Source organism: Streptomyces sp. NPDC031554 (assembly GCF_055580685.1).
Genome location: NZ_JBVIKX010000017.1, coordinates 102,549 through 125,968, shown reverse-complemented (window position 1 = coordinate 125,968; position 23,420 = coordinate 102,549). Strand labels below are relative to the sequence as shown.

The 23,420-nt window shown below is 72.9% G+C and carries 19 protein-coding genes and 1 riboswitch; of the genes, 8 read left to right on the top strand and 11 right to left on the bottom strand.

Translation table 11 applies throughout. The features are described 5' to 3' along the window. The first annotated feature begins 90 nt into the window (after positions 1-90). On the top strand, positions 91-1,122 hold the full coding sequence (sepH, locus tag ACZ5FU_RS32155; protein WP_468644185.1) for a septation protein SepH: 1,032 nt from the start codon (positions 91-93) through the stop codon (positions 1,120-1,122). Positions 1,123-1,279: 157 nt separating this feature from the next. Here the strand turns inward: sepH and ACZ5FU_RS32150 are convergent, their stop codons facing one another. Continuing rightward, positions 1,280-2,131: a sulfurtransferase gene (locus tag ACZ5FU_RS32150; protein WP_451527174.1), complete on the bottom strand. Its 852-nt coding sequence runs from the start codon at positions 2,129-2,131 to the stop codon at positions 1,280-1,282. Between the two features lie 291 nt (positions 2,132-2,422). Here ACZ5FU_RS32150 and ACZ5FU_RS32145 point away from each other — a divergent pair, with 291 nt between their 5' ends. After that, positions 2,423-3,226 carry a VOC family protein gene (locus ACZ5FU_RS32145; protein ID WP_451527173.1) on the top strand — a complete coding sequence of 268 codons (804 nt, stop codon included), beginning with the start codon at positions 2,423-2,425 and terminating at the stop codon, positions 3,224-3,226. Positions 3,227-3,344: 118 nt separating this feature from the next. Then, a complete protein-coding gene (locus ACZ5FU_RS32140) occupies positions 3,345-4,172 on the top strand; it encodes an SAM-dependent methyltransferase (RefSeq protein WP_451527172.1) in 828 nt (275 codons plus the stop codon). A gap of 50 nt (positions 4,173-4,222) precedes the next feature. Here ACZ5FU_RS32140 and ACZ5FU_RS32135 read toward each other — a convergent pair whose 3' ends face one another. The 4 genes from ACZ5FU_RS32135 to ACZ5FU_RS32120 are packed head-to-tail and all read right to left on the bottom strand — an operon-like array spanning position 4,223 to position 9,729. Then, positions 4,223-4,870, bottom strand: coding sequence for a thymidine kinase (locus tag ACZ5FU_RS32135; protein ID WP_451527171.1), 648 nt, complete (start codon positions 4,868-4,870; stop codon positions 4,223-4,225). A 59-nt stretch (positions 4,871-4,929) separates the two neighbouring features. Beyond that, on the bottom strand, positions 4,930-6,120 hold the full coding sequence (locus ACZ5FU_RS32130; protein WP_468833423.1) for an alkaline phosphatase family protein: 1,191 nt from the start codon (positions 6,118-6,120) through the stop codon (positions 4,930-4,932). Then, complete coding sequence (locus tag ACZ5FU_RS32125; RefSeq protein ID WP_451527169.1) at positions 6,120-6,707, bottom strand: DUF5998 family protein; 588 nt, start codon at positions 6,705-6,707, stop codon at positions 6,120-6,122. The genes ACZ5FU_RS32130 and ACZ5FU_RS32125 overlap by 1 nt, the downstream gene beginning before the upstream one ends. Positions 6,708-6,759: 52 nt before the next feature. After that, positions 6,760-9,729: a bifunctional acetate--CoA ligase family protein/GNAT family N-acetyltransferase gene (locus tag ACZ5FU_RS32120; protein WP_468833426.1), complete on the bottom strand. Its 2,970-nt coding sequence runs from the start codon at positions 9,727-9,729 to the stop codon at positions 6,760-6,762. A gap of 178 nt (positions 9,730-9,907) precedes the next feature. Between ACZ5FU_RS32120 and ACZ5FU_RS32115 the strand changes: the two genes are divergently transcribed. After that, entirely contained in the window at positions 9,908-10,189 is a 282-nt protein-coding gene (locus ACZ5FU_RS32115) for an HPr family phosphocarrier protein (RefSeq protein ID WP_451527167.1), read from the top strand. A gap of 258 nt (positions 10,190-10,447) precedes the next feature. On the opposite strand, the gene ACZ5FU_RS32110 is transcribed toward ACZ5FU_RS32115, so the two are convergent. From ACZ5FU_RS32110 to ACZ5FU_RS32095, 4 genes are all read right to left on the bottom strand, one after another. After that, entirely contained in the window at positions 10,448-11,140 is a 693-nt protein-coding gene (locus ACZ5FU_RS32110; RefSeq protein ID WP_451527166.1) for a GntR family transcriptional regulator, read from the bottom strand. A 188-nt stretch (positions 11,141-11,328) separates the two neighbouring features. Then, positions 11,329-12,084 (bottom strand): M23 family metallopeptidase, encoded by a 756-nt coding sequence (locus ACZ5FU_RS32105; RefSeq protein ID WP_451779771.1) that lies wholly within the window; start codon positions 12,082-12,084, stop codon positions 11,329-11,331. A 13-nt stretch (positions 12,085-12,097) separates the two neighbouring features. After that, a riboswitch (cyclic di-AMP (ydaO/yuaA leader) is annotated at positions 12,098-12,265 on the bottom strand. Positions 12,266-12,473: 208 nt separating this feature from the next. After that, positions 12,474-13,862 carry a M16 family metallopeptidase gene (locus tag ACZ5FU_RS32100; protein WP_451527164.1) on the bottom strand — a complete coding sequence of 463 codons (1,389 nt, stop codon included), beginning with the start codon at positions 13,860-13,862 and terminating at the stop codon, positions 12,474-12,476. After that, positions 13,859-15,211 carry a M16 family metallopeptidase gene (locus tag ACZ5FU_RS32095; RefSeq protein ID WP_451527163.1) on the bottom strand — a complete coding sequence of 451 codons (1,353 nt, stop codon included), beginning with the start codon at positions 15,209-15,211 and terminating at the stop codon, positions 13,859-13,861. Before ACZ5FU_RS32095 ends, ACZ5FU_RS32100 begins: the two co-directional genes overlap by 4 nt. Positions 15,212-15,574: 363 nt before the next feature. Here ACZ5FU_RS32095 and ACZ5FU_RS32090 point away from each other — a divergent pair, with 363 nt between their 5' ends. After that, a complete protein-coding gene (locus tag ACZ5FU_RS32090) occupies positions 15,575-18,031 on the top strand; it encodes a DNA gyrase/topoisomerase IV subunit A (protein WP_451527162.1) in 2,457 nt (818 codons plus the stop codon). 39 nt (positions 18,032-18,070) lie between these two features. Here the strand turns inward: ACZ5FU_RS32090 and ACZ5FU_RS32085 are convergent, their stop codons facing one another. Beyond that, positions 18,071-19,183 (bottom strand): CobW family GTP-binding protein, encoded by a 1,113-nt coding sequence (locus tag ACZ5FU_RS32085; protein ID WP_451527161.1) that lies wholly within the window; start codon positions 19,181-19,183, stop codon positions 18,071-18,073. 319 nt (positions 19,184-19,502) lie between these two features. On the opposite strand from ACZ5FU_RS32085, the gene ACZ5FU_RS32080 reads away from it, so the two are divergent. Both ACZ5FU_RS32080 and ACZ5FU_RS32075 read left to right on the top strand, forming a co-directional pair. Further along, positions 19,503-20,054, top strand: a complete 552-nt coding sequence (locus ACZ5FU_RS32080) for a DUF6082 family protein (RefSeq protein ID WP_451527160.1) — start codon at positions 19,503-19,505, stop codon at positions 20,052-20,054. Positions 20,055-20,200: 146 nt separating this feature from the next. Then, the gene (locus ACZ5FU_RS32075; protein WP_398100153.1) at positions 20,201-20,437 is read left to right on the top strand and encodes a hypothetical protein; all 237 of its coding nucleotides are present in this window, start codon (positions 20,201-20,203) and stop codon (positions 20,435-20,437) included. Between the two features lie 236 nt (positions 20,438-20,673). Here the strand turns inward: ACZ5FU_RS32075 and ACZ5FU_RS32070 are convergent, their stop codons facing one another. Next, positions 20,674-21,831: a citrate synthase/methylcitrate synthase gene (locus ACZ5FU_RS32070; RefSeq protein WP_468644237.1), complete on the bottom strand. Its 1,158-nt coding sequence runs from the start codon at positions 21,829-21,831 to the stop codon at positions 20,674-20,676. A gap of 98 nt (positions 21,832-21,929) precedes the next feature. On the opposite strand from ACZ5FU_RS32070, the gene ACZ5FU_RS32065 reads away from it, so the two are divergent. Further along, positions 21,930-23,186, top strand: a complete 1,257-nt coding sequence (locus ACZ5FU_RS32065; protein WP_451527159.1) for a citrate/2-methylcitrate synthase — start codon at positions 21,930-21,932, stop codon at positions 23,184-23,186. The last annotated feature ends 234 nt before the right edge of the window (positions 23,187-23,420 follow it).

The window sequence follows — 23,420 nt, the reverse complement described above, 5'->3', positions numbered from 1 at the left end:
GTTGTGGCAGGCTGCACCCGGGCAGGCCACACTCGACTAGCGGAAGCAGCGACGCACGTGACGTCGGCAGGCACCACCCGGGAGGTCCCCATGCCCGAACTGCGTGTCGTGGCCGTCTCGAATGACGGCACACGGCTGGTGCTGAAGGCTGCGGACAGTACGGAGTACACGCTTCCGATCGACGAGCGTCTGCGCGCCGCCGTCCGCGGCGACCGTCCCCGCCTCGGCCAGATCGAGATCGAGGTGGAGAGCCATCTCCGCCCCCGCGACATCCAGGCGCGTATACGTGCCGGCGCGACCGCGGAAGAGGTCGCGCAGATGGCCGGCATCCCCGTCGACCGCGTACGCCGCTTCGAGGGCCCCGTGCTGGCCGAGCGCGCGTTCATGGCCGAGCGCGCCCGCAAGACCCCGGTCCGCCGGCCCGGCGAGAACGCCGGGCCGCAGCTCGGCGAGTCCGTGCAGGAACGGCTGACCCTGCGCGGTGCCGACAAGGACACCGTGCAGTGGGACTCCTGGCGCCGCGACGACGGCACCTGGGAGGTCCTGCTGGTCTACCTGGTCGCGGGCGAACCGCACTCGGCGAGCTGGACGTACGACCCGCCGAGGCGGCTCGTCCAGGCCGTCGACGACGAGGCGCGCTCGCTGATCGGCGAGTCCGACGACCTCGCCGCGCCGGAGCCCAGCTTCCCGTTCGTCCCGCGCATCGCCCGGCTGCCCCGCGACCGCACGATGGACCGCGCTCTCGACCGGGCGACCCTGCCCGCGCAGCCCTCCGAGCCCGCCGAGGAGAGCACCGGCGAGCGCGAGCGGGACTCGCTGACCAGCCTGCTGGAAGCGGTACCGAGCTTCCGGGGCGACATGGTGGTCCCGGAGATCGTCTCCGAGGAACCGGAGGAGCCCACCGAGGAAGCGGACGTCGAGGAACCTCCGGCGTCCGCCGCGTCCGCCGGTTCCGCCTACGCGGACGTCCTCATGCCCCGCTCCGTCGGCAGCCACCGCGATCGCCTCATCGGTTCCACCGACCGCCAGGCCGAGGCCGACGGCGTCCGCCCCGGCCGCCGCGCGGCGGTGCCCAGCTGGGACGAGATCGTCTTCGGCACCCGGCGCAAGAAGCAGGAGTGAGCGGAGGCGCGGGAGCGGCCCGCCGTACGGCGGGCCGGCCGTGGTGTCCGGCGCTTCACCGGCATGGGTTCGCGCACGGGTTCCTCTGAAGCGCCTGTACGAAAGGGGCCGCACCTGTTCGGTGCGGCCCCTTTCGCGTTCGTCACGTCCGGCAGGTCTACCGGGGTTCCGGTCCGACGGCGACCGGGCGGGACGGGTCCGAGGACCACTCCGACCAGGAACCGACGTACAGCGCCGCCGGAATCCCCGCGACCGCGAGCGCCAGCACCTCGTGGGCGCCGGAGACACCGGAGCCGCAGTACACGCCCACCTCGCCGCCGCCGTCCGCCCCGAGCGACGCGAAGCGGTCCCTGAGGTCCTCGGCGGGCAGGAAGCGGCCGTCCGGTCCGACGTTGTCCGTGGTCGGCGCGGAGACGGCGCCCGGGATGTGTCCGCCGACCCGGTCGATCGGCTCCACCTCGCCCCGGTACCGCTCCCCCGCGCGCGCGTCGAACAGCACGCCGGAGCGGGCCAGTTTCGCCGCCGCGTCCGCGTCGAGCAGTCCCGCGGCAGCCGGCCGGGGCTCGAAGTCACCCCCCATGGGCGCCGGTACGTCGACCGACAGCTCCCCCCGCCACGCCGTCAACCCGCCGTCGAGGACTCTCACGTCCGGGTGCCCCGTCCAGCGCAGCAGCCACCACGCGCGGGCCGCCGCCCAGCCCTGTCCGCCGTCGTACACGACCACCGGCCGGGCTGCCGACACACCCGCCCGGCGCATGGCGGCGCCGAACTCCGCCAGGTCCGGCAGCGGATGGCGGCCGCCCGCGCCGGACGCCCCGGCCAGCTCGCGGTCCAGGTCGACGTAGACGGCGCCCGGCACGTGTCCGGACGCGTAGGCGGCACGGCCGTCGAACGGCGGCTCCCCGGCCGCCTTCGCCGTGCTGAGCTGCCAGCGGACGTCCAGCACGACCGGCGGGTTCTGCCCCGTCAGGGCGCTCGCGAGTTCGGATGCGGAGATGATGGCGTTCATGGCCCCATCCTCGCGCACGGGGTGGCCCCGCCGTCCAGCTCCGGCTACTCTGCTCGGCCGGGCAGGCCCGATCACCCGGCGTACGGGACCGGGCACGTACCGTACAGGCGATCGACGTCCTCCGGCAATCGCACGGGGACGGATGGGGAACCGCACACCGGGCATCCTCCCGACACGCCCGCCGCACCACGGCGGCGCGCCCGGAGCGCTCGGCACCGTGAGTGATGCGAACATCGGCCCCGGGGTGCGGAAGCGACGCGGCCACCGCGCGTGGCCGAGGAGAGAGTGACGATGCCCGAGGCACGTGGGCCGGCCGGCCTGAACGGCGAAGCACACGCTCGGTACGCACCCGGCACACCCTGCTGGGTGAGCTTGATGGCGCACGGGTTGACGACCACACAGGAGTTCTACGGCGAGTTGTTCGGTTGGACCTTCCGGCCCGGCCCGCGCCGGCTCGGCCCGTACGTACGCGCCCTGCTGGACGGCCGCGACGTGGCCGGTGTCGGCCAACTCCCCCCGGACCGGCACCTCCCGGTGGCCTGGACGCCCTACTTCGCCTCCGACGACGTGGACACCACCGCCGAGACGGTGCGCCTGAGCGGCGGCACGATCGGGGTCGGCCCGCTGGACGCCGCCGGCGCCGGACGCCTGGCCATCGGGTCCGACCCGGCCGGCGCGGTCTTCGGCGTCTGGCAGGCGGTGGCCCACCTCGGCACGGACGTCACCGGCGTGCACGGCACCCCCGCCTGGAACGAGCTGCTGACCTTCGAGTCGGCGGGCGTCGCCAAGTTCTACGAGACGGTGTTCGGGCACCGCCGGGAACCCGTGGTGGCCGACGACGCCGACCACGTCACCCTGTACGTCGCGGACCGTCCGGTCGCCGCGATCCACGGCCTGGGCGACGCCCTGCCCCGGGACCTCGGACCGCACTGGACGACGTACTTCCAGGTGGACGACGTGGACGAGGCCGTCGCCCGGGTCGCCGCCCTCGGCGGTCGGCTCCTCGCGCCCGCGCGGGAGAGCGCGCAGGGGCGCGCGGCGACGGTAGCCGACCCCGAGGGGGCCCGCTTCGCGCTGGTCCAGGGGCCCCGCTGAGGCCGGTACGCCGTCCGGTGGGGACAACCCGCCTTTCGTGCAGTGCTCCTGACCAACCGTGAGATGCGTCGGGCCGACGCTCCCGAAACGGTGGTCGGCGGCGCGGCCGCGGGAGAGGATGGCCGGTATGACGGTTGAAGGCTCCCCGATCGACCCCACCAGGCCGAGCATCGCCCGTGTCTACGACTACCTGCTCGGCGGCAAGGACAACTACGCCGCGGACCGGCAGGTCGGCGACGTGTTCAAGCGTGATCTTCCCGGCTCGCTGGCGATCGCCTTCGCCAACCGCGCGGCGCTGACCCGGGCGGTCCGGGAGATCGCGACGACCACCGGCGTACGGCAGTTCATCGATCTCGGGAGCGGTCTTCCGACCGCGGACAACGTCCACCAGGTCGCGCAGCGGCATGCTCCGGAGTCCCGGGTGGTGTACGTCGACATCGATCCCCAGGTGCTGGTCCACGGACGCGCCCTGCTGGAGGAGAACGACCGGACCCGGGTGGTCCCGGCCGACGTGCGCGACCCCCGGGCCATACGCACGCACCCGGAGACCGTGGAGCTGATCGACTTCGGCCGGCCCGTCGCCGTGATGTTCAGTGCCATCCTCCACCACGTCAACGACGAGGAGGACCCGGCCGGGATCGTCCGCTACTGGCGCGACCAGGTGCCCTCCGGCAGCTACTTCTTCGTCAGTCACTTCCGTTCCGGCGACAACCCGGAGACGGCGGAGGCCGAACGGGTCCTCCAGCAGACGTTCGGCCGCGGCCGGTGGCGCACCGACGAGGAGATCGAATCCCTCCTGGACGGCCTGGAGGTCCTCACCCCCGGCATAGTGCCCGCGTCCCGCTGGCGGCCCGAGGTGGTGGACGGTCCGTGGGCCGGCGACGGCGAACGGGAACTGACCGTCTGGGAGCACCTCATCGCCGCCGGGCTGGCCCGTAAGCCGTAGACGGGCCGACCCGCGAGTCGTGGGACGCCGTCCGGCCGGCGGGCGGGCGGTCAGCCGGAGTTGACCGGCAGCACGTCCGGTGACAGGACCGCCGCGCGGGCCGACGCGGCCGTCATGCGGCGGCGGTGGTGACGCCGGCACAGGACCTCGTAACCGACGGTGTCCGCCTGGTCCACGTCACCGATCACGACCTGCGCGCCCTCGACGACCATCACTCCGCCGACCGTGCGGGCGTTGTGCGTGGCGCGGGCGCCGCACCAGCACAGGGCCTCGACCTGGAGGACCTCCACGCGGTCGGCCAGCTCGACGAGGCGCTGGGAGCCGGGGAACAGCTTGGAGCGGAAGTCGGTCGTGATGCCGAAGGCGTAGACGTCGATCTCCAGGTCGTCGACCACGCGCGCGAGCTGGTCTATCTGCTCCTCCGCGAGGAACTGCGCCTCGTCCGCGATCACGTAGTCGGCACGGCCGCCCTGCGAGAGGTGGTCGACGAGGTAGGCGTACAGGTCCCGGCCGTCCTCGACCTCCACCGCATCGGTGACCAGGCCGAGGCGGGAGGAGAGTTTGCCCTCGCCCGCGCGGTCGTCGCGGGTGAAGATGATGCCCTGGAGTCCGCGGGCGGAGCGGTTGTGCTCTATCTGGAGAGCCAGCGTGGACTTCCCGCAGTCCATGGTTCCGGAGAAGAACACCAGCTCGGGCATGGGGAGTCGAGCACCTTTCGGTGGGATGTCGGGGGCGTGGCGGTGGGGGGCGACGGGCGTCAGGAGCGTACTTCGAGCAGCGGGACGAACTGCTCGGCCGGGGTCATCGAGCCGTGGTTGCCGACCATGGCCGACTCCTTCGGTTCCCGCTCCGAGGCGATGAGCAGGACGTCGTCCCGGGCGGCCGCGATCACGTCGCCGAGGCGGGCGTACACCCGCTCGTCGATGTGCGGGCCGAACCATCCCGCGGCGATCGCCTCGTCCCGCGAGGCCACCCAGAACTGCTCGCCGAGCACCTCGCGCCAGCAGGTCAGGACGTCGTCCTCGGCACCCGGCACGGCGTAGACGTGGCGGGCGCGGCCCTCGCCGCCCAGCAGGGCGACCCCGGCGCGCAGCTCCCAGTCCTCGTCGAAGTCGATGCGGTGGTCCTCGTCGAAGGGCACGTCGACCATGCCGTGGTCGGCGGTGACGTAGAGCGCGCTGCGCGGCGGGAGCTGCTCGGCGAGGCGCTGCACGAGCCGGTCGACGTACATGAGCTGGCCGCGCCAGGTGTCGGACGCGACACCGTAGCGGTGACCGGCGCCGTCGAGTTCGGCGTAGTACGTGTAGACCAGGGACCGGTCGCCGGCCGCGAGCTGCTCGGCCGCGAGGTCCATGCGCTCCTCGCCGGTGAGGCGCCCGTGGAACGTGCCGCCGCTGAGGGCGACCTTGGTGAGCGGGGTGTTCTGGAAGTGGGGCGAGGACACCTGTGCCGCGTGCACGCCGGCCGCGTCGGCCAGCTGGAAGACCGTGGGGTACGGCTGCCAGGCCTGCGGCGGGGTCCACGGCTGCCAGCGGAGCTGGTTCATCAGCCCGCCGGTGGCCGGGTCGCGGACGGTGTAGCCGGGCAGGCCGTGCGCGCCCGGCGGGAGGCCGGTGCCGACGGAGGCGAGCGACGTCGCGGTGGTCGCCGGGTAGCCGGCGGTGAGCGGGCGCCCGGTGCCGCCGCGCGAGCTGCCGAGGAGGCCGTGCAGGTAGGGCGCCTCGTCGCGGTGGGCCCTGATCTGCTCCCAGCCGAGGCCGTCGATCAGGAAGACGCAGTTGCGGTCGGCCGGGGCGAGTTCCGCGATGGCGGCGGTCGTGCCCGGGACGCCCATGCCGGCGGCCAGCGTGGGCAGCAGGTCGGCGAGGGAGCCGGAGCCGTACTGGGGGACGGGTGCGGAGGAGACGGCGAGGGGTTCCGGGTCGTCCCAGACGGCGGGCTGGGCCATTACGCGGTCAGATCCGCGGTCGCCTCGGAGAGCGACTGTGCGAAGGCGAGGGTCTGGCGCACCGTCTCCGGCCCGTCGCCGGCCTCGCTGACGCGCAGGCTGAGGTCGTCCGCCGTCGAGTTGCCGGTGTAGCCGTGGTCGGCGTCACAGTTCGGGTCGCCGCAGGCCGCGGGCTCCAGGTCGATGCGGGAGACGGCGCCCCAGCCGATGGTCAGCACGACCTCGCGCGGCAGGCTGCCGGGTTTGTACGACTCGGGGTTGGCGACCACGCGGCTCAGCACGACCGACGAGATCCGGCCGAGCTTCACGGACTCGGTGGACGTGGTGGCGTACGGCGTCGGGGAGGTGGAGTCGGCGGCCTGCTCGTCGGTGTGGCTGACGATGAAGCGGTTGCCGGTGAGGACCAGCACGGTCACGTGCCGGCGCACCTCGTTCTGGTCGAACGTGGTTTCCTGGTGGACCAGGTACGACCGGATGGGCTCGCCGCCCACTGCGGCCTCCACCGCCTCGGCCACGAGGGCCGGGTAGTAGCCGCTGCGCTCGATCGCCGCACGCAGCCCCTGGGTCGTCGTACTGGTCTTGGCCATGTCCTCCATCCTACGGGGACCCGCTGACTGCGAGGGACCGGTCACGACCGCCTCAGTAGACGGGGAGCGTGCGCGGGCCGAGGTCGTCGCGGGCGGGCGGGGGCGCGAGGCGGACGGAGGCGCCGAGGACGCTCAGGCCGTGCGGGGCGACGACGACCGGCTCCAGCGTCACCGCGACGACCTCCGGGTGGTCGTCGACCAGGCGGGACACCCTCAGCAGCAGCTCCTCCAGCACGGGGGTGTCGACGGGCGTCGAACCGCGCCAGCCGAACAGGAGGGGCGCCGTCCGGATCGACCGGACCAGGGAGGTGGCGTCCCGGTCGGTGACCGGGATCAGGCGGTGCGCCATGTCGCCGAGCAGCTGCGAGGCGGCGCCGGCGAGCCCGAACGACAGTACGGCTCCGGCCGCCGGGTCGATGACCGCCCGGACGACGGTGTCCACCCCGCGCGGGGCCATCGCCTGGACCACCGGGCGCAGCGCCTGCGGGGCCCCGAACAGCTCGGTCAACTCGGCGTAGGCCCGTCGCAGTTGTTCCTCGTCGGCGAGGTCGAGGCGGACGCCGCCCAGGTCGGCGCGGTGGCGCAGGTGGGGTGCGGTGGCCTTGAGGGCGACGGGGTAGCCGAGGGCGGCGGCGGCCTGTGCGGCCTCGTCGGGGGTGGGGGCGGGGACGGCCCGGCGGACCGGGATGCCGTACCGGCCGAGCAGCTCGCGGGTCTCGTCGGTGCCGAGGGTGAGGCCCTGTCCGCGCGCGAGGAGCCTGCCGATCAGCGCGGCGGCGCCCTTCTCGTCGATGTCCTCGTGCTCGGGCACCTTGCCGGGGTCGGCGGCCTCGCGCCGCCACTGCGCGTACTTCACGGCCTCGGCGAGGGCGCGGACCGCGCGTTCCGCGGCGGGGTAGGCGGGGATGAGGCGGGTGTCCTCGGGGGTCTGAGCGCGCTCGGCGGGGTCGCCGGGCGGGGCGGCGGGAGCGGGGGGTGCGCCTGCCGGTGTCGTCGACACGGCCGCCGCCGGGCCGGGGACGGCCGGTCCGGTTCCCGCGGCCTCGATCGAGGGTGTCCCGGACAGCTCGGTCCCCGCGGCCCCGGTCGGGGGTGTCCCGGACCGACCGGTTCCCGTCGGCCCGGCCTCGGCGGCCGGCGTGGCCGTACGCGCGCGTGGGGCGGTGCTCGTCGCGGCGGACAGGGCCTCCGCGAGGCCGCCCAGCTCCACGTGCACCACGAGGACCGGCTTGGCGGGGCCGGCGGCCGCGGCCGAGCGCAGCGCCTGCGCCAGCTCCGCGTCGTCGGGGGACGCCTCGCCGATGGCGGGGATCGCGGTCACCACGACCGCGTCGCACGTCTCGTCGGCCAGGGCGTGCGCCAGCGCGGCGTGGAAGTCCTCCGCCGACGCCTGTGTGGTGAGGTCCAGCGGCGGCTGGGGGCGCAGGCCCTCGGAGAGGCACGCGTCGTACGTGAGCAGCCCCAGGGACTCCGAGTTGCCGAGGATGGCCACGCGCGGGCCCCGCGGCAGCGGCTGGCGCGCCAGCAGCAGGCCCGCGTCGACCAGTTCGGTGATGGTGTCCACGCGGATCACCCCCGCCTGCCGGAGCAGGGCGGACACCGTGGCGCGGGGCAGCCGGGTGGCCCGTACGGCGTGGCCCTGGGGGGCCGAGCCGGCGCCCTGGACCACCACCAGCGGCTTGGCCGCGGCCGTGCGCCGCGCGAGTCGGGTGAACTTGCGCGGGTTGCCGATGGACTCCAGGTACATCAGGGCGACGTCGGTGTCGGGGTCGTCGTACCAGTACTGGAGGACGTCGTTGCCGGACACGTCCGCGCGGTTGCCGGAGGAGACGAACGTCGACACGCCCGTGATGCCGGTGACGCCTCCGCCGCGCCGGTGCAGCCGGGAGAGCAGGGCGACGCCGATGGCGCCGGACTGGGCGAACAGGCCGATCCGGCCGGGGCGCGGCATCTGCGGGGCCAGTGACGCGTTCAGCCGGACCCGGGAGGAGGTGTTGATGATCCCGAAGGCGTTGGGACCGATGATCCGCATCCCGTACGCGCGCGCGTGCCGCACGAGTTCGCGCTGGCGCTCGAGCCCGTCGGGGCCGCTCTCGGCGTACCCGGCGGCCAGGACGACGAGTCCCTGCACGCCGTGCTCGCCGCACTCGGCGACGACCTCGGGCACGTGGTCGGCCGGTACGGCCACGACCGCGAGGTCGACGTGCCCGTCGATGTCGCGGACCGAGCGGTGGGCGGGCACGCCGTCGAGTTCCTTCAGGTCCTCGGGGAAGGCCCTGTTCACGGCGTACAGATCGCCGGTGAAGCCGGCCTCCCGGAGATTGCCGAGGACGCCGCGGCCGACGCCGCCGGGGGTGCGGCCGGTGCCGATGACGGCGACCGAGCCGGGCACCAGCAACCGCCGTACAGAGCGGGCCTCGGCGCGCTGCTCCCGCGCGCGCTGCACCGCGAGGGAGCGCTCGGTGGGTTCGAGGCCGAACTCCAGGTGCACGACGCCGTCCTCGAAGCTGCGCTTCTGGGTGTAGCCGGCGTCCGTGAACACCTTGATCATCTTGGTGTTGGCCGGGAGCACCTCGGCGGCGAACCGCCGGATGCCGCGCTCACGCGCGACGGCCGCGATGTGTTCGAGGAGGGCTGAGGCGACACCGCGGCCCTGGTGGGCGTCCTGCACGAGGAACGCGACCTCGGCCTCGTCGGCCGGCGACGGGGCGGCCGCCCCGTCGGCCCCGATGCGGTCATAGCGTACGGTGGCGATGAACTCGCCGCCGACCGTGGCCGCGAGTCCCACCCGGTCCACGAAGTCGTGGTGCGTGAAGCGGTGGACGTCCTTCGCGGACAGTCGCGGGTAGGGCGCGAAGAAGCGGTAGTACTTCGACTCGTCCGACACCTGCTCGTAGAAGCTGACCAGGCGCTCGGCGTCATCGACGGTGATGGGGCGGATGCGCGCGGTGCCGCCGTCGCGCAGCACCACGTCGGCTTCCCAGTGGGCGGGGTACTCGTGGCGGTCCGACGCGCTCTGCATGGGGCCCAGAGTACGGCTCGCGTACGACAACGGCGCGAGGCAGTCTGTGGAAGGACGGCTGCCGGATCGAGGCCGCGATCCGGCACCCACACCGGGAGGGGCGCACAGCCCGCTCCCTCACACGCTTCACGTGTGGAACACTGGTCTAGACAACCTGAACACCGAAGGGCAGCATCACATGGCTGAGCGCCGCGTCAACGTCGGCTGGGCCGAGGGCCTTCACGCCCGCCCCGCTTCCATCTTCGTCCGGGCCGCCACGGCCACAGGCATCCCGGTGACGATCGCCAAGGCCGACGGCAACCCCGTCAACGCGGCGTCCATGCTGGCCGTTCTCGGCCTGGGCGCCCAGGGCGGCGAGGAGATCGTCCTCGCTTCCGGGGCCGAGGGCGCCGACGCCGCCCTGGACCGTCTGGCCAAGCTGGTCGCCGAGGGTCTCGAGGAGCTCCCCGAGACCGTCTGAGCCGGCTGCCGCGCGCAGCGGGCAGGAGCCGCGTCGCCCGATCCGGGCCGGCGCGGCTCCGCCGTTTTTGGGACACGGCGGGCCCGGCGGAAAACGCCGGATGCGCGTGGCGGATATTCCACGGAACCCGCGAAGGGCACCCCGAGAACATTCGACGGGCACGCGAAGGGCGCACCATCGTGAATACGGGGGCGGGCCGGAAAAAGGCAGCGGAAATGCCTCTCCGCCGAATTACCTTCTTTGTATACGGCCCTCGTGTTAATTCCGGAGGCCGGACATGTTGACGACGTGTTGCGAAGTCCTCACACGGTCCTGGCGGTCCCCTCCCGGAAAGCGCAGCCGGTGCGCGGAGGCCGAGCGCTCGGCGTGCAGCGCCGTCACCGTCCGCGCGCGCTCTCCGTCGCCGCGCGCCACCGCGTCCACGATCGCGCCGTGTTCGGCCCACGACTCCACCGGGGCGGCCGGCGCGTCCACCGTGTACATCCAGGAGATCTTGTGGCGCAGCTGGGTGAGCGTCGAGGTGAGGGCGTGGCTGCCGGAGGCCTGCGCGAGGGTCTCGTGGAACCAGCCCCCCAGGGAGCGCAGGTCCTCGCTGCTGCCGCGCCTGGCGCGCTCCTGCCCCAGCCGGACGAGGCCGCGCAGCACCTTGAGGTGCGCCTCGGTGCGCCGTTGGGCGGCCCGGGCGGCGCCGAGCGGCTCCAGGAGCATGCGCATCTCCAGCAGGTCGGCGGCCTCCTGCTCGGTCGGTTCGGCGACGCACGCGCCCGCGTGCCGCCGCGTCACGACGAAGCCCTCCGCCTCCAGCGTGCGCAGCGCCTCCCGGACGGGGACGCGCGAGACGCCGTAGCGGCGCGCGAGGAGTTCCTCGGTGAGGCGGCCGCCGCGCTCGTAGACACCCGCGACGATGTCGTCCCGGATGGCCGTGCACACCGAGTGCGCCGGAATACGCATGACCGACCTCCGCCTTAATCCCCGTGAAACGTCGACGATTGACGTGTGCTCCGTGACTCTATTGCAATCAGCGGGAATTTCCGATGGCGGGCCGGAATCCAGGGATATTTTTTGGACGGCGGGGGATCGGAAACGACGAAAGCCCCGGCCGTGCGGGCCGGGGCCGTACGATCTGTCGCCGTACGTCGTCAGATGTTCACGCCGTGCTTGCGGAGGTAGGCGGCCGGATCGATGTCCGAGCCGTACTCCACGCCGGTGCGGACCTCGAAGTGCAGGTGCGGGCCGGTGACGTTGCCGGTGGCGCCGGACAGGGCGATGCGCTGTCCCGGGACCACCTTCTGGCCCACCGAGACGGCGATGGACGACAGGTGGGCGTACTGGGTGTACGTGCCGTCGTGCATCCGGATCACGACCTGGTTGCCGTAGGCGCCGCCCCAGCCGGCCTCGACGACGGTGCCGAGGCCCACCGCGTGCACGGGGGTGCCACTGGCGGCGTGGAAGTCGATGCCGGTGTGGCTGCCGGAGGACCACAGCGAACCGCCGGACCGGTAGCCGGTGGAGACGTGGGAGGCGCTGATCGGCGGGACGAAGGCGTTCAGGCGCTCGCGCTCGGCCGCGCGGGCGGCGCGGACCCGGGCCTCGCGCTCCGCCTCGGCCTTCGCCGCGGCCCGGGCGGCGGCCTCCTTGCGCGCGGCCTCCGCCACGGCGGCCTGCTTCTGCGCGGCGGCCTGGTCGTCGATCCGCTCGGCGAGCGCGTCGCCGATGGTGACGACCGGGACGAGGCCGGTCTGCTCGACCGCCTTCTCCGCGGCGAGGGCGGGGCCGGAGGCGACGGTGCCGATGACACCGGTGGTGGTGAGCGCCGCGATGCCCGCCGCGCGGGCGGTGGTGCGCTTCATCCTGCTGGGACGACGGTGCTTCCCGGTGGCGCAAGTGGACGCCATGAAGTTGAGCGGTCCTTTCCTTCCCTCTCGCCTACCGGGTTAGCTGACGGGTTCGGAGCAGGAAGGTCTCCTACGGACCCCCTCGCGGCTCGCGCGGGCGTCCGATTCACCCCAGGGACTGTGTGGTTGGGTCCCCGGCTCCCCTGGCTCGCGCCGTACGGGGACTCGGCGATGACTGTCCGGTGCCGCGGACGCGGCGCACTGCCTGACGAACAGCCCGGTCGAAGCTAGACGCGGCGGCCGTCGATCCCCAAACAGGAAGCGGCTTTTGTAGCGCATGCCACAGGGCAGACGGGAAGCCTTCCCCCAATTCGGACATCGAGGAGCCCTGGTGACACACCCGTGCACCAGGGCTCCCGCGCGACCTCACCGGCCGCGGTTCCGCGTTCCTACTCCGCGGGGACGACCTTCACCTCACCGATGCCGAGGGCCTCGACCGGAGCCTTGATCGCGGCCGCGTCGCCGACGAGGACCGTCACCAGGCGGTCCACCGGGAAGGCGCTCACGACCGCCGCGGTGGCCTCCACGGTGCCGGTCGCGGCGAGCTGCCGGTACAGGGTGGCCTGGTAGTCGTCCGGCAGGTGCTGTTCGACCTGGTCGGCCAGCGTGCCCGCCACGGCGGCGGCCGTCTCGTACTTCAGGGGCGCCACTCCGACGAGGTTCTGCACGGCGACGTCGCGCTCGGCGTCGGTCAGACCGCCCTCGGCGAGCGTGCGCAGCACCTTCCACAGGTCCTCCAGCGCGGGACCGGTGTTGGGGGTGTCGACCGAGCCGCTGATGGCGAGCATCGCGGCACCCGAGCCGTCCGGCGCGGACCTGAGGACCTGCCCGAAGGAGCGCACGCCGTAGGTGTAGCCCTTCTCCTCGCGCAGGACGCGGTCCAGCCGGGAGGTGAGGGTGCCGCCCAGGCAGTACGTGCCGAGCACCTGCGCGGGCCACACGCGCGCGTGCCGGTCGGCACCGACGCGGCCGATCAGCAGCTGCGTCTGGACGGCGCCGGGGCGGTCCACGATGACGACCCGCCCGGTGTCGTCGGCGGTCACCGGCGGCACCGGACGCGGCTGGGCCGGGGAGCCCGTCCAGGCGCCCAGGGTGTCGCCCAGGAGCGCGTCGAGGTCGATCCCGGTGAGATCGCCGACGACCACGGCGGTGGCCGTCGCGGGACGGACGTGCTTCTCGTAGAAGGCGCGCACGGCAGCGGAGTCGATCTTCTCGACGGTCTCCGCGGTGCCCTGGCGCGGGCGCGACATGCGCGCGGTCGCCGGGAACAGCTCCTTGGAGAGCTCCTTGGCGGCGCGCCGGGAGGGGTTGGCCAGCTCGTGCGGGATCTCGTCCAGGCGGTTGCGGACGAGGCGTTCGACCTCGCTGTCGGCGAACGCGGGCGCCCGCAGGGCGTCGGCCACGAGACCGAGGGCCTTGGCCAGGCGGGAGGCCGGGACCTCCAGGCTGAGGCGGACGCCGGGGTGGTCGGCGTGCGCGTCGAGGGTGGCGCCGCAGCGCTCCAGCTCGGCGGCGAACTCCTCGGCGGAGTGCTTGTCGGTGCCCTCGGACAAGGCCCGCGCCATGATCGTGGCGACGCCGTCGAGGCCGGCCGGTTCGGCGTCCAGGGGCGCGTCGAGGATGACCTCGACCGCGACGACCTGCTGTCCGGGGCGGTGGCAGTGCAGGACGGTCAGGCCGTTGTCGAGCGTCCCGCGCTCGGGGGCGGGGAACGCCCAGGGCCTGGCCTCGCCCTCGCGGGGCTGGGGGTGGAAGTCCATCGCGGCGAGCTCGGTCACTGGGCCGCCTCCTCGTTCTCGTCCTCGTCGGCGGTGTTCTCGGCGGGCTCGGTGGGCTCGTAGACCAGTACGGCGCGGTTGTCCGGGCGCAGGCGGGCCCGGGCGATGTCCCGGACCTCTTCCGCCGTGACGTCCAGCACGCGCTGGACGCCGGTCAGGGCGAGCTGCGGGTCACCGAACAGCACCGCGTAACGGCACAGTTCGTCGGCGCGGCCGGCGACCGTGCCGAGACGGTCCAGCCACTCGCGCTCCAACTGGGCCTGGGCGCGCTCCATCTCCTCGTCCGTGGGGCCTTCCTCGGCGAACCGGGCGAGCTCCTCGTCGATGGCCGTCTCGATGACGGGCACCTCGACGTCACCGGACGTCTTGACGTCCAGCCAGCCCAGGGAGGGCGCCCCGGCCAGGCGCAGCAGGCCGAAGCCGGCGGCCACGGCCGTGCGGTCGCGGCGGACCAGACGGTTGTAGAGGCGGGAGGACTCGCCGCCGCCGAGCACGGTGAGCGCCAGGTCGACCGCGTCGCACGCGCGTGTGCCGTCCTGCGGCAGACGGTAGGCGGCCATCAGGGCGCGGGCCGGGACCTCCTCCTCGACGACCTCGCGCAGCTGCTCGCCGATGACGTCCGGCAGCGCGCCGTCACGCGGGGCGGGCTTGCCGTCGTGGGCGGGGATCGAGCCGAAGTACTTCTCGATCCAGGCGAGCGTCCGCTCCGGGTCGATGTCGCCGACGACCGACAGGACGGCGTTGTTGGGCGCGTAGTACGTGCGGAAGAACGCGCGCGCGTCCTCCAGGGTCGCCGCGTCCAGGTCGGCCATCGAGCCGATCGGCGTGTGGTGGTAGGGGTGGCCCTCGGGGTAGGCGAGGGCGGTCAGCTTCTCGAACGCCGTGCCGTAGGGGACGTTGTCGTAGCGCTGGCGGCGTTCGTTCTTGACGACGTCGCGCTGGTTCTCCATGGACTCGTCGTCCAGCGCGGTCAGCAGCGAGCCCATGCGGTCCGCCTCCAGCCAGAGGGCGAGCTCCAGCTGGTGGGTGGGCATGGTCTCGAAGTAGTTGGTGCGCTCGAAGCTGGTCGTGCCGTTGAGCGAGCCGCCCGCGCCCTGGACCAGCTCGAAGTGGCCGTTGCCCTTGACCTGGGCGGAGCCCTGGAACATCAGGTGCTCGAAGAGGTGAGCAAGGCCGGTGCGCCCCTTGACTTCGTGGCGCGAACCCACGTCGTACCAGAGGCACACCGCCGCCACGGGGGTCAGGTGGTCCTCGGAGAGCACCACGCGCAGGCCGTTGGCCAGGCGGTGCTCGGTCGCTGTCAGGCCCCCGGAGCCTGCCTGGGCTGTGGCCGTGTGACCCATGGGCATGTACGTCCTTCCGATCGCGGACGCGGTCGTCGAAACCGCGTTTTTCCTGCCGGTCCTGCCGATTTTTCCTGTCGGTCCTGCCACTGTATGCAAGCGTGCGGAGCGGCGGTGGAGTTCCCGGGCGGCGTACGCCGAGAGCGAGATCGCGTAGCCTGCGGACAGCCGTGGACGAGGTGCCTCTCCGGCCGGTCCGGTCACCGACGCCCGGGCCCCGGGACGCGCTGTCGGTGCCACGGTCCACAATGGTCCGCGGAGATCCCGTCACACGCCTCAGCAAGCAAGAGTGAGCCGAAGGACGCCGCGTCGACACCGACGTGAGCGCCCCGCAGGCGAGCGACCAGGAAACAGGAGGAGCCGGCAGCGATGGCCCGCCGCAGCACGAAGACCCCGCCGCCCGACGACTCGTACGAGGAGCGGATCCTCGACATCGACGTCGTCGACGAGATGCAGGGCTCCTTCCTCGAGTACGCGTACTCGGTCATCTACTCCCGCGCCCTGCCGGACGCCCGCGACGGCCTCAAGCCCGTCCACCGCCGCATCGTCTACCAGATGAACGAGATGGGCCTGCGCCCCGACCGCGGCTACGTGAAGTGCGCGCGGGTCGTCGGCGAGGTCATGGGCAAGCTGCACCCGCACGGCGACGCGTCGATCTACGACGCCCTCGTGCGCATGGCCCAGCCGTTCTCCATGCGCGTGCCCCTGGTCGACGGCCACGGCAACTTCGGCTCGCTGGGCAACGACGACCCGCCGGCCGCCATGCGGTACACCGAGTGCCGTCAGACCGCGGCGACGAGCCTGATGACCGAGTCCATCGACGAGGACACGGTCGACTTCAACCCGAACTACGACGGTCAGGAGCGGGAGCCGGCGGCGCTGCCCGCCGCCTTCCCGAACCTCCTGGTCAACGGCTCCTCGGGCATCGCGGTCGGCATGGCCACGAACATGCCGCCGCACAACCTGGGCGAGGTCGTCGCGGCCGCCCGCCACCTGATCCGGTTCCCGAACGCGGACCTGGACACGCTGATGAAGCACGTCCCGGGCCCGGACCTGCCCACCGGTGGGCGGATCGTCGGCCTCTCGGGGATCCGGGACGCCTACGAGACGGGCCGCGGCACCTTCAAGATCCGCGCCACGGTGTCGGTGGAGACCGTGACGGCCCGCCGCAAGGGCCTGGTCGTCACCGAGCTGCCCTTCGCCGTCGGTCCCGAGAAGGTCATCGCCAAGATCAAGGACCTGGTCGGCTCGAAGAAGATCCAGGGCATCGCCGACGTCAAGGACCTCACCGACCGTGAGCACGGACTGCGCCTGGTCATCGAGATCAAGAACGGCTTCGTGCCGGAGGCGGTCCTGGAGCAGCTGTACAAGCTGACGCCCATGGAGGAGTCCTTCGGCATCAACAACGTGGCGCTGGTGGACGGCCAGCCGCTCACGCTGGGGCTGAAGGAGCTGCTCGAGGTCTATCTCGACCACCGCTTCGAGGTCGTCCGGCGGCGCAGCGAGTTCCGCCGGACCAAGCGCCTCGACCGCCTGCACCTGGTCGAGGGCCTGCTCACGGCACTCGTCGACATCGACGAGGTCATCCGGCTGATCCGCTCCAGCGACAACAGCGCGCAGGCCAAGGAGCGCCTGATCGAGCGTTTCTCCCTGTCGGAGATCCAGACGCAGTACATCCTCGACACGCCGCTGCGCCGGCTGACCCGGTTCGACCGCATCGAGCTGGAGGCGGAGCAGGAGAAGCTCAACGAGGAGATCGCCGAGCTGACCCGGATCCTGGAGTCGGACGCGGAGCTGCGCAAGCTGGTCTCGGCCGAACTGGCCGTGGTGTCCAAGAAGTTCGGCACCGAGCGCCGTACGGTCCTGCTGGAGTCGGCGGGCACGCCGGCCTCCGCCGTGCCGCTCCAGGTCGCCGACGACCCGTGCCGCGTGCTGCTCTCCTCGACGGGCCTGCTGGCCCGTACGGCGAACGCCGAGCCCTTCGGGCAGGACACCGACGCCCGGCGGACCAAGCACGACGTGATCGTGTCGGCCGTGCCGGCCACCGCGCGCGGGGAGATCGGCACGGTCACCTCGACGGGACGGCTGCTGCGCATCAACGTCGTCGACCTGCCGCAGCTGCCGGACACGGCGTCCGCGCCGAACCTCTCGGGTGGCGCGCCGCTGGCGGAGTTCGTCTCGCTGGAGGCCGACGAGACGGTGGTCTGCCTGACCACGCTCGACGAGTCCTCCCCCGGTATCGCGCTCGGCACGGAGCAGGGCGTCGTCAAGCGCGTGGTGCCCGACTACCCGGGCAACAAGGACGAGCTGGAGGTCATCACCCTCAAGGAGGGCGACCGGATCGTCGGTGCGGTGGAGCTGCGCACCGGGGAGGAGGACCTGGTCTTCATCACGGACGACGCCCAGTTGCTGCGCTACCAGGCCTCGCAGGTCCGCCCGCAGGGCCGGCCGGCCGGTGGGATGGCGGGCATCAAGCTCACGGACGGCGCGAAGGTGATCGCCTTCGCGGCCGTGGACCCGGCGGCCGACGCGATGGTCTTCACGGTCGCGGGTTCGCGCGGCACCCTGGACGACTCCGTCCAGACGACGGCCAAGCTGACCCCGTTCGACCAGTACCCGCGCAAGGGGCGGGCGACCGGAGGCGTCCGCTGCCAGCGGTTCCTGAAGGGCGAGGACTGCCTGTCCCTGGCCTGGGCGGGCACCGTCCCGGCACGGGCCGCCCAGAAGAACGGCACACCGGTCGACCTGCCGGAGATCGACCCGCGCCGGGACGGCTCGGGCGTGTCGCTGGGCAAGCCGGTGTCGGTCGTGGCGGGCCCCGTCTAGGGTCCTCCGTTCGGATCGTGCCGGTCCCCGGCACGATCCCTATGGGAGGCCCTGAGCCTCCTCGGCCGCTTCGTCGTCGGGGTCCCGGACGTAGCGGAGGACGCCCCACATGCCGCGTTCGTCGGCGTGCGGGGCGTCGTTCTCACAGGCCCGCAGTTCCTTGGCGAGGGTGGCGGCGTCGATGCCGGAACCGATGAGGACGAGCTGGGTGCGGCGTTCCTCGGCGGGGCCCCAGGGCTCCGGGTAGAAGCGCAGGAAGCGCCCGACGGCGTGTACGGCATAGCGGTTGGCGGGGTCGTGCGGCCCGAAGTCGACGTACCCCTTGATGCGGTACAGCCCTTCGGGACGGCTGTCGAGGAACGGCATCAGCCGGCGCGGGTCCAACGGGACCTCGGAGGCGAAGGACACGCTGTCGTAGGCGGCGTGCGGGTGGCCGGTGTGATCGCCGTGGCCTTCCGGCCCGTCGGAGCCGTCCTGCCGGTCGTGGGCGTCGCCGTCCCGCCGGGGCAGGTCGTCGAAGGAGAGCTGCCCCACCCGCTCCTCGTTCGGCCGGCAGTCGAAGAGGAACTCGGGGTCGACACGGCCGTAGGTCGCGGGGACGACGGCGGTCCGGCCGGCGAGGGAGCGGACGAGGTCCAGGACGCGGGCGGCGTCGGGCGCCCGGTCGAGCTTGTTGACCACGACGAGGTCGGCGAGGGCGAGGTGGCGGTCGATCTCCGGATGCCGGGTGCGGGTCTCGTCGAACTCGGCGGCGTCGACGACCTCGACGAGGCCGCCGTACACGATTCCCGGATGCTCGCTGGCGAGGACCATCCGGACCAGTTCCCCCGGCTCGGCGAGCCCGCTGGCCTCGATGACGATGACGTCGATGCCGGTCGAGGGGTGCGCGAGGCGTTCGAGGTAGCCGTCCAGCTCACCGGCGTCGACGGCACAGCACAGGCAGCCGTTGCCGAGGGAGACGGTCGAGTCGCCGAGGGCGCCCGCCACGGCCATGGCGTCGATCTCGATGGAACCGAAGTCGTTCACGATCGCGCCGATACGGCTGCCTCCGCCGCGGTGGAGGAGGTGGTTGAGCAGTGTCGTCTTGCCCGAACCCAGGAATCCGGCGAGTACGACGACCGGGATCTGCTGCGGAGTGCGGCTCTGCGTCAACGTGCGACCTCTCTGACACCTACGCGTGCACCGGCTCACGGCCCGGCGCACGGTCGGGGATGGAATGCGCAGCCAGGATACGAGCCGGAAGAATCACCGCGAAGTGAACGATGGTCGGCAGTGGCCGCGAGGCAGACGTTGGGCAAGGCGCCGGAGTGTGCGACCCTCGCTTCCCTCCGTGCGCCTCCTCTCCGCCTCCCCCGCCGGTCAGAGCCGCTCGGCACCCTGGAGATGGCAAGCGCCGCCCATCGCTCGCCGGTCCCCGTCAGCCGGCCCGCACCCGACGACCGGCGGGCGGCCGCCTGATTCGGGGGTTGACATGGTCACACGAAAGAAGATCGCGGGGAGGTTCGCCTCCGCGGCGACAGGGGTTGTGGTCGCCACGGCCGGGCTGACGTTGGCCGTACGCCGGCGGCGCGCGGAGAAGGCCCGTCTGCACACGCGCCGGCTGGAGCTGGAGGAACTGGCGATCCGGCGCGAGTCCCTGGCGCACCAGCAGCGCATGCACTGGGAGTTGCTGACCAGGGCGATCGACGACCCGTCCCTGGCCGAGGTCATCGACACGTACGACAAGGACATCCCGGCGGAGAGGCGCCGCCAGTTCTTCTACGCCAACGCCTGGTACGTCAACCTCTACCACGTCTACCGGGCGGGGCTGGTGGACCGCGACGAGCTCTACGCGGCCCTGCGGGAGTTCTTCCAGAGTCCGGTCTTCCGCGAGTACTGGGAGGCGGCGAGGCACATGCGCGCCTCCCTCAGCGAGACGTCGGAGGAGGCGCGCGTGGGCCGCATGGTCGACCGCCTCGTCCAAGACCTCGACGAAGCCGACACGGACGAATGGTGGGTCGTCGGCACCCCTCCCGCCGACTGACGTCGAGCGCCCTGCCGGTCAACGCAGGGGAACCGGTGACACGACAGGAGTGTTTTTCGGCCATGCGGCGCAGGAGCCTCTCCGGCACCAGTAGCGTGTGGCGTCCACCACTCCGTCGAGTTGATCGTTCATAAGGACCGGTAGCTTTGAAGATCGTGCGCCGCATCGGTGTGCCCCCCAGCGCCCGTGGCAGTTCCTCCGGATCGACCTGCCCCGACGTGTTCGAACTCAGTGACGGAAACTTCGCCGTCATCGGCACCGAGGCCACCGAGGCGCTGGACGGTGAACTGCCCGCGGACGCCGCACGCGCCGACTACGAACGCATCGTCGTCGTGAGCAGGGAGACCCTGATCCGCGCCAAGGCGGACATCCCCGACGCCTGACCCCACCGCCCGGGCACGCGTCCACCCGAAGACCCCTCCCGTCGCCCGCACCCCGGCCGCGCGCCACCGATCGGCGAGCCGGCGGTCACCCCACGAGCAGCCCGGCACCCCGTGCCTGCTCGATCACCACCGATGAGGCCTGGCGCCGGAACGGCACCAGGCCACACGCGTTCCCCGGCCGCCTCGAGGGCGGTCGCCCGCGGACCGGTCGCCCGCGGGGGCGGCCGCGCTCCGGCTCAGGCCGCCGACACCGGGACGGGCGCCCGAGGTCCCACGTACCGGGCGGCGGGCCGGATGATCTTCTTGTCCTCCGCCTGTTCCAGGATGTTGGCGCTCCAGCCCACGACACGGGCCGCCGCGAAGGTGGGGGTGAACATCTCGCGGGGCACGCCGCACAGCTCCATGACCACGCCCGCGTAGAACTCCACGTTCGTGTGCAGTTCCCGGCCCGGCTTCAGCTCGGCGAGGATCGCCTCGACCTGGCGCTCGACCCGCAGGGCGAAGTCCACGCGCGGCCCTCCGAAGCCCTGGGCGATCTCGCGGAGCATGCGCGACCGCGGGTCCTCGGTCCGGTAGACGGCGTGTCCGAAACCCATGATGCGATCACCGGCGAGAACCCGCTCGCGGATCCACGGGTCGATGCGGTCGGGAGTGCCGATCGCGTCCAGGGTGTCCAGCGCGCGGCTGGGGGCGCCGCCGTGCAGGGGGCCCGACAGCGCGCCCACGGCGGCGACCAGGCAGGCGGCCACGTCCGCGCCCGTCGAGGCGACGACCCGGGCGGTGAAGGTGGACGCGTTGAAACCGTGGTCGACGGTGGAGATCAAGTACTGCTCGACGGCACGCGTCCGTTCCGGCTCCGGCTCGGCACCCGTCAGCATGTACAGGTAGTTCGCCGCGTACGAGAGGTCGTCGCGCGGCTCGACGGGCTCGAGGCCCTTTCCCAGCCGGTGAAGCGCGGTGAGCAGGGTGGGCACGGCGGCCGCCGCGGCGAGGGTGTCCTCCCTGCGCAGGCCGGCGTCGATGTCGTACACCGGCCGGAAACCCTTCGCGGCGCCCAGCAGCGACAGGGCCGTCCGCAGGCCGGCGAGCGGGCCGCCGCCCACCGCCGCGACGGCCGGCAGGGCGGCCGCCACCCGGTCGGGGAGCCTGCGCAGAGCGGCGGTCCGCGCGGCGAAGGCCGCCGCGCCGTCCGCGTCCGGCAGGTGGCCGTGGACGAGGAGGTGCCAGACGTCCTCGAACGGGCGACTGCGGGCGAGGTCGACGGCCGAGTACTGCCGGTAGTGGTAGAAGCCCTCACGCCCTCGGACGTCACCGACCTCGGTGTCGGCGACGACGACCCCGGCGAGTCCCCGCGGCACCTCGACGGACGGGGCTGCGTACCTGTTGACGGACATGGTCTCCTCCTTGAACTTGATTCGACTGTCCATGATTGATTAGTAGAGTGTCAATATTGATTTAATCAACCTATGCTTCCTGTCGATACGGTGCTCTCATGCACGATCAGGAACCCGGCCCCGGCCGTCCGGAACGACGGCTGACCACCAAGGAGACCGCCGAGCTGCTCGGCGTGAAGCCCGAGACCGTGTACGCCTACGTCAGCCGCGGCCAGCTGGACAGCCGGCGCGCGCCCGGCGGCCGGGGCAGCACCTTCGACGCCCGGGAGGTCGAGGCGCTCGCGCGGCGCAACAGGCGGGAGAGCGACGGGAGTCCGGGCGCGGGCGCCGAACAGCCCGTACGCACCCACCTCACCCTCATCCGCGAGGACCGGTACTACTACCGAGGCGTCGACGCGACCGAGCTGGCCACCCGGCACTCGTACGAAGAGGTCGCCGAATGGCTCTGGACCGGCCGCATGCGGCACGGCGCCGCCTTCACCGCGTCCCGGGCCTCCGTTGAGGCCGCCCGCCGCGCGGTCGGCGCCCTGCCCGAACACGCCGGCCCCACCGACCGCCTGCGCGTCGCGGCGATCGCGGCCTCGGTGGCGGACCCGCTCCGCTTCGACCTGTCCGAGGACGCGGTGCTCGGCGCCGCCCGCGGTCTCATCCCGACCCTCGTGGCCGCCCTGCCGCCGAGAACGACCACTCACCGGGACGGCGGTCCGCTGGCCCAGCGGCTGTGGGGGCGGCTCAGCCGGCGGCCCGCGACGGAGGCGGCCCTGCACGTCCTGGACACCGCGCTCGCCCTGCTCGTCGACCACGACCTGGCCGCGTCGACGCTCGCGGTGCGGGTCGCGGCCGGCGCCCGCGCGCACGCGTACGCGGCCGTCACCGCGGGGCTCGGAGTGATCGAGGGCCCTCTGCACGGCGCGGCGAGCGGACTCGCGCACCGGCTGGTGCTCGATGTGCTCGACCGGGGAGCGGCGGGCCCCGTGATCGCGGAGGAGCTGCGGGCCGGCCGCCGCATCCCCGGCCTGGGACACCGGCTGTACGCACGGGAGGACCCCCGCGCGCGCGTCCTCTTCGGCCTGCTGGCAGAGATCCCCGAGGCGGCGCCGGCCCTGGCCGCCGCCCGCGACATCGTGGACACGACCGCCCGTCACACACCGCTGCACGCCAACGTCGACCTCGCGCTGGCGGTCCTGACGGCCTCCTGCGGCATGGAGGCGTCGGCCGGCGAGACCGTCTTCGCCGTCGCCCGGACGGCGGGCTGGATCGCGCACGCCCTGGAGGAGTACGGCGAACGCCCCCTGCGCATGCGTCCGAGCGGTCTCTACGTGGGCCCGGAGCCTCCCCGACCGCTCCCCGCGTAGGCCGGTCCGCGACGTCCCGTCGTCCGCCCGGAGGGCGGGCCCCGCTACGTCCGGTGCGTGCTCTGCGCGTGCCGGGCGAAGGCCCTCGTACGGGACACACCGGGGACTCCGCCCGGTGCGGCGGGAAGGCGCGCCAGGCGTCACGGGGCTGGGGTGGCCCCTCCGAGGAAGGGACTCCGCGGACACGGCCCGGGCCCGCCGCCGCGCCGAGCGGCCACGACGCGGCGGCGGAAC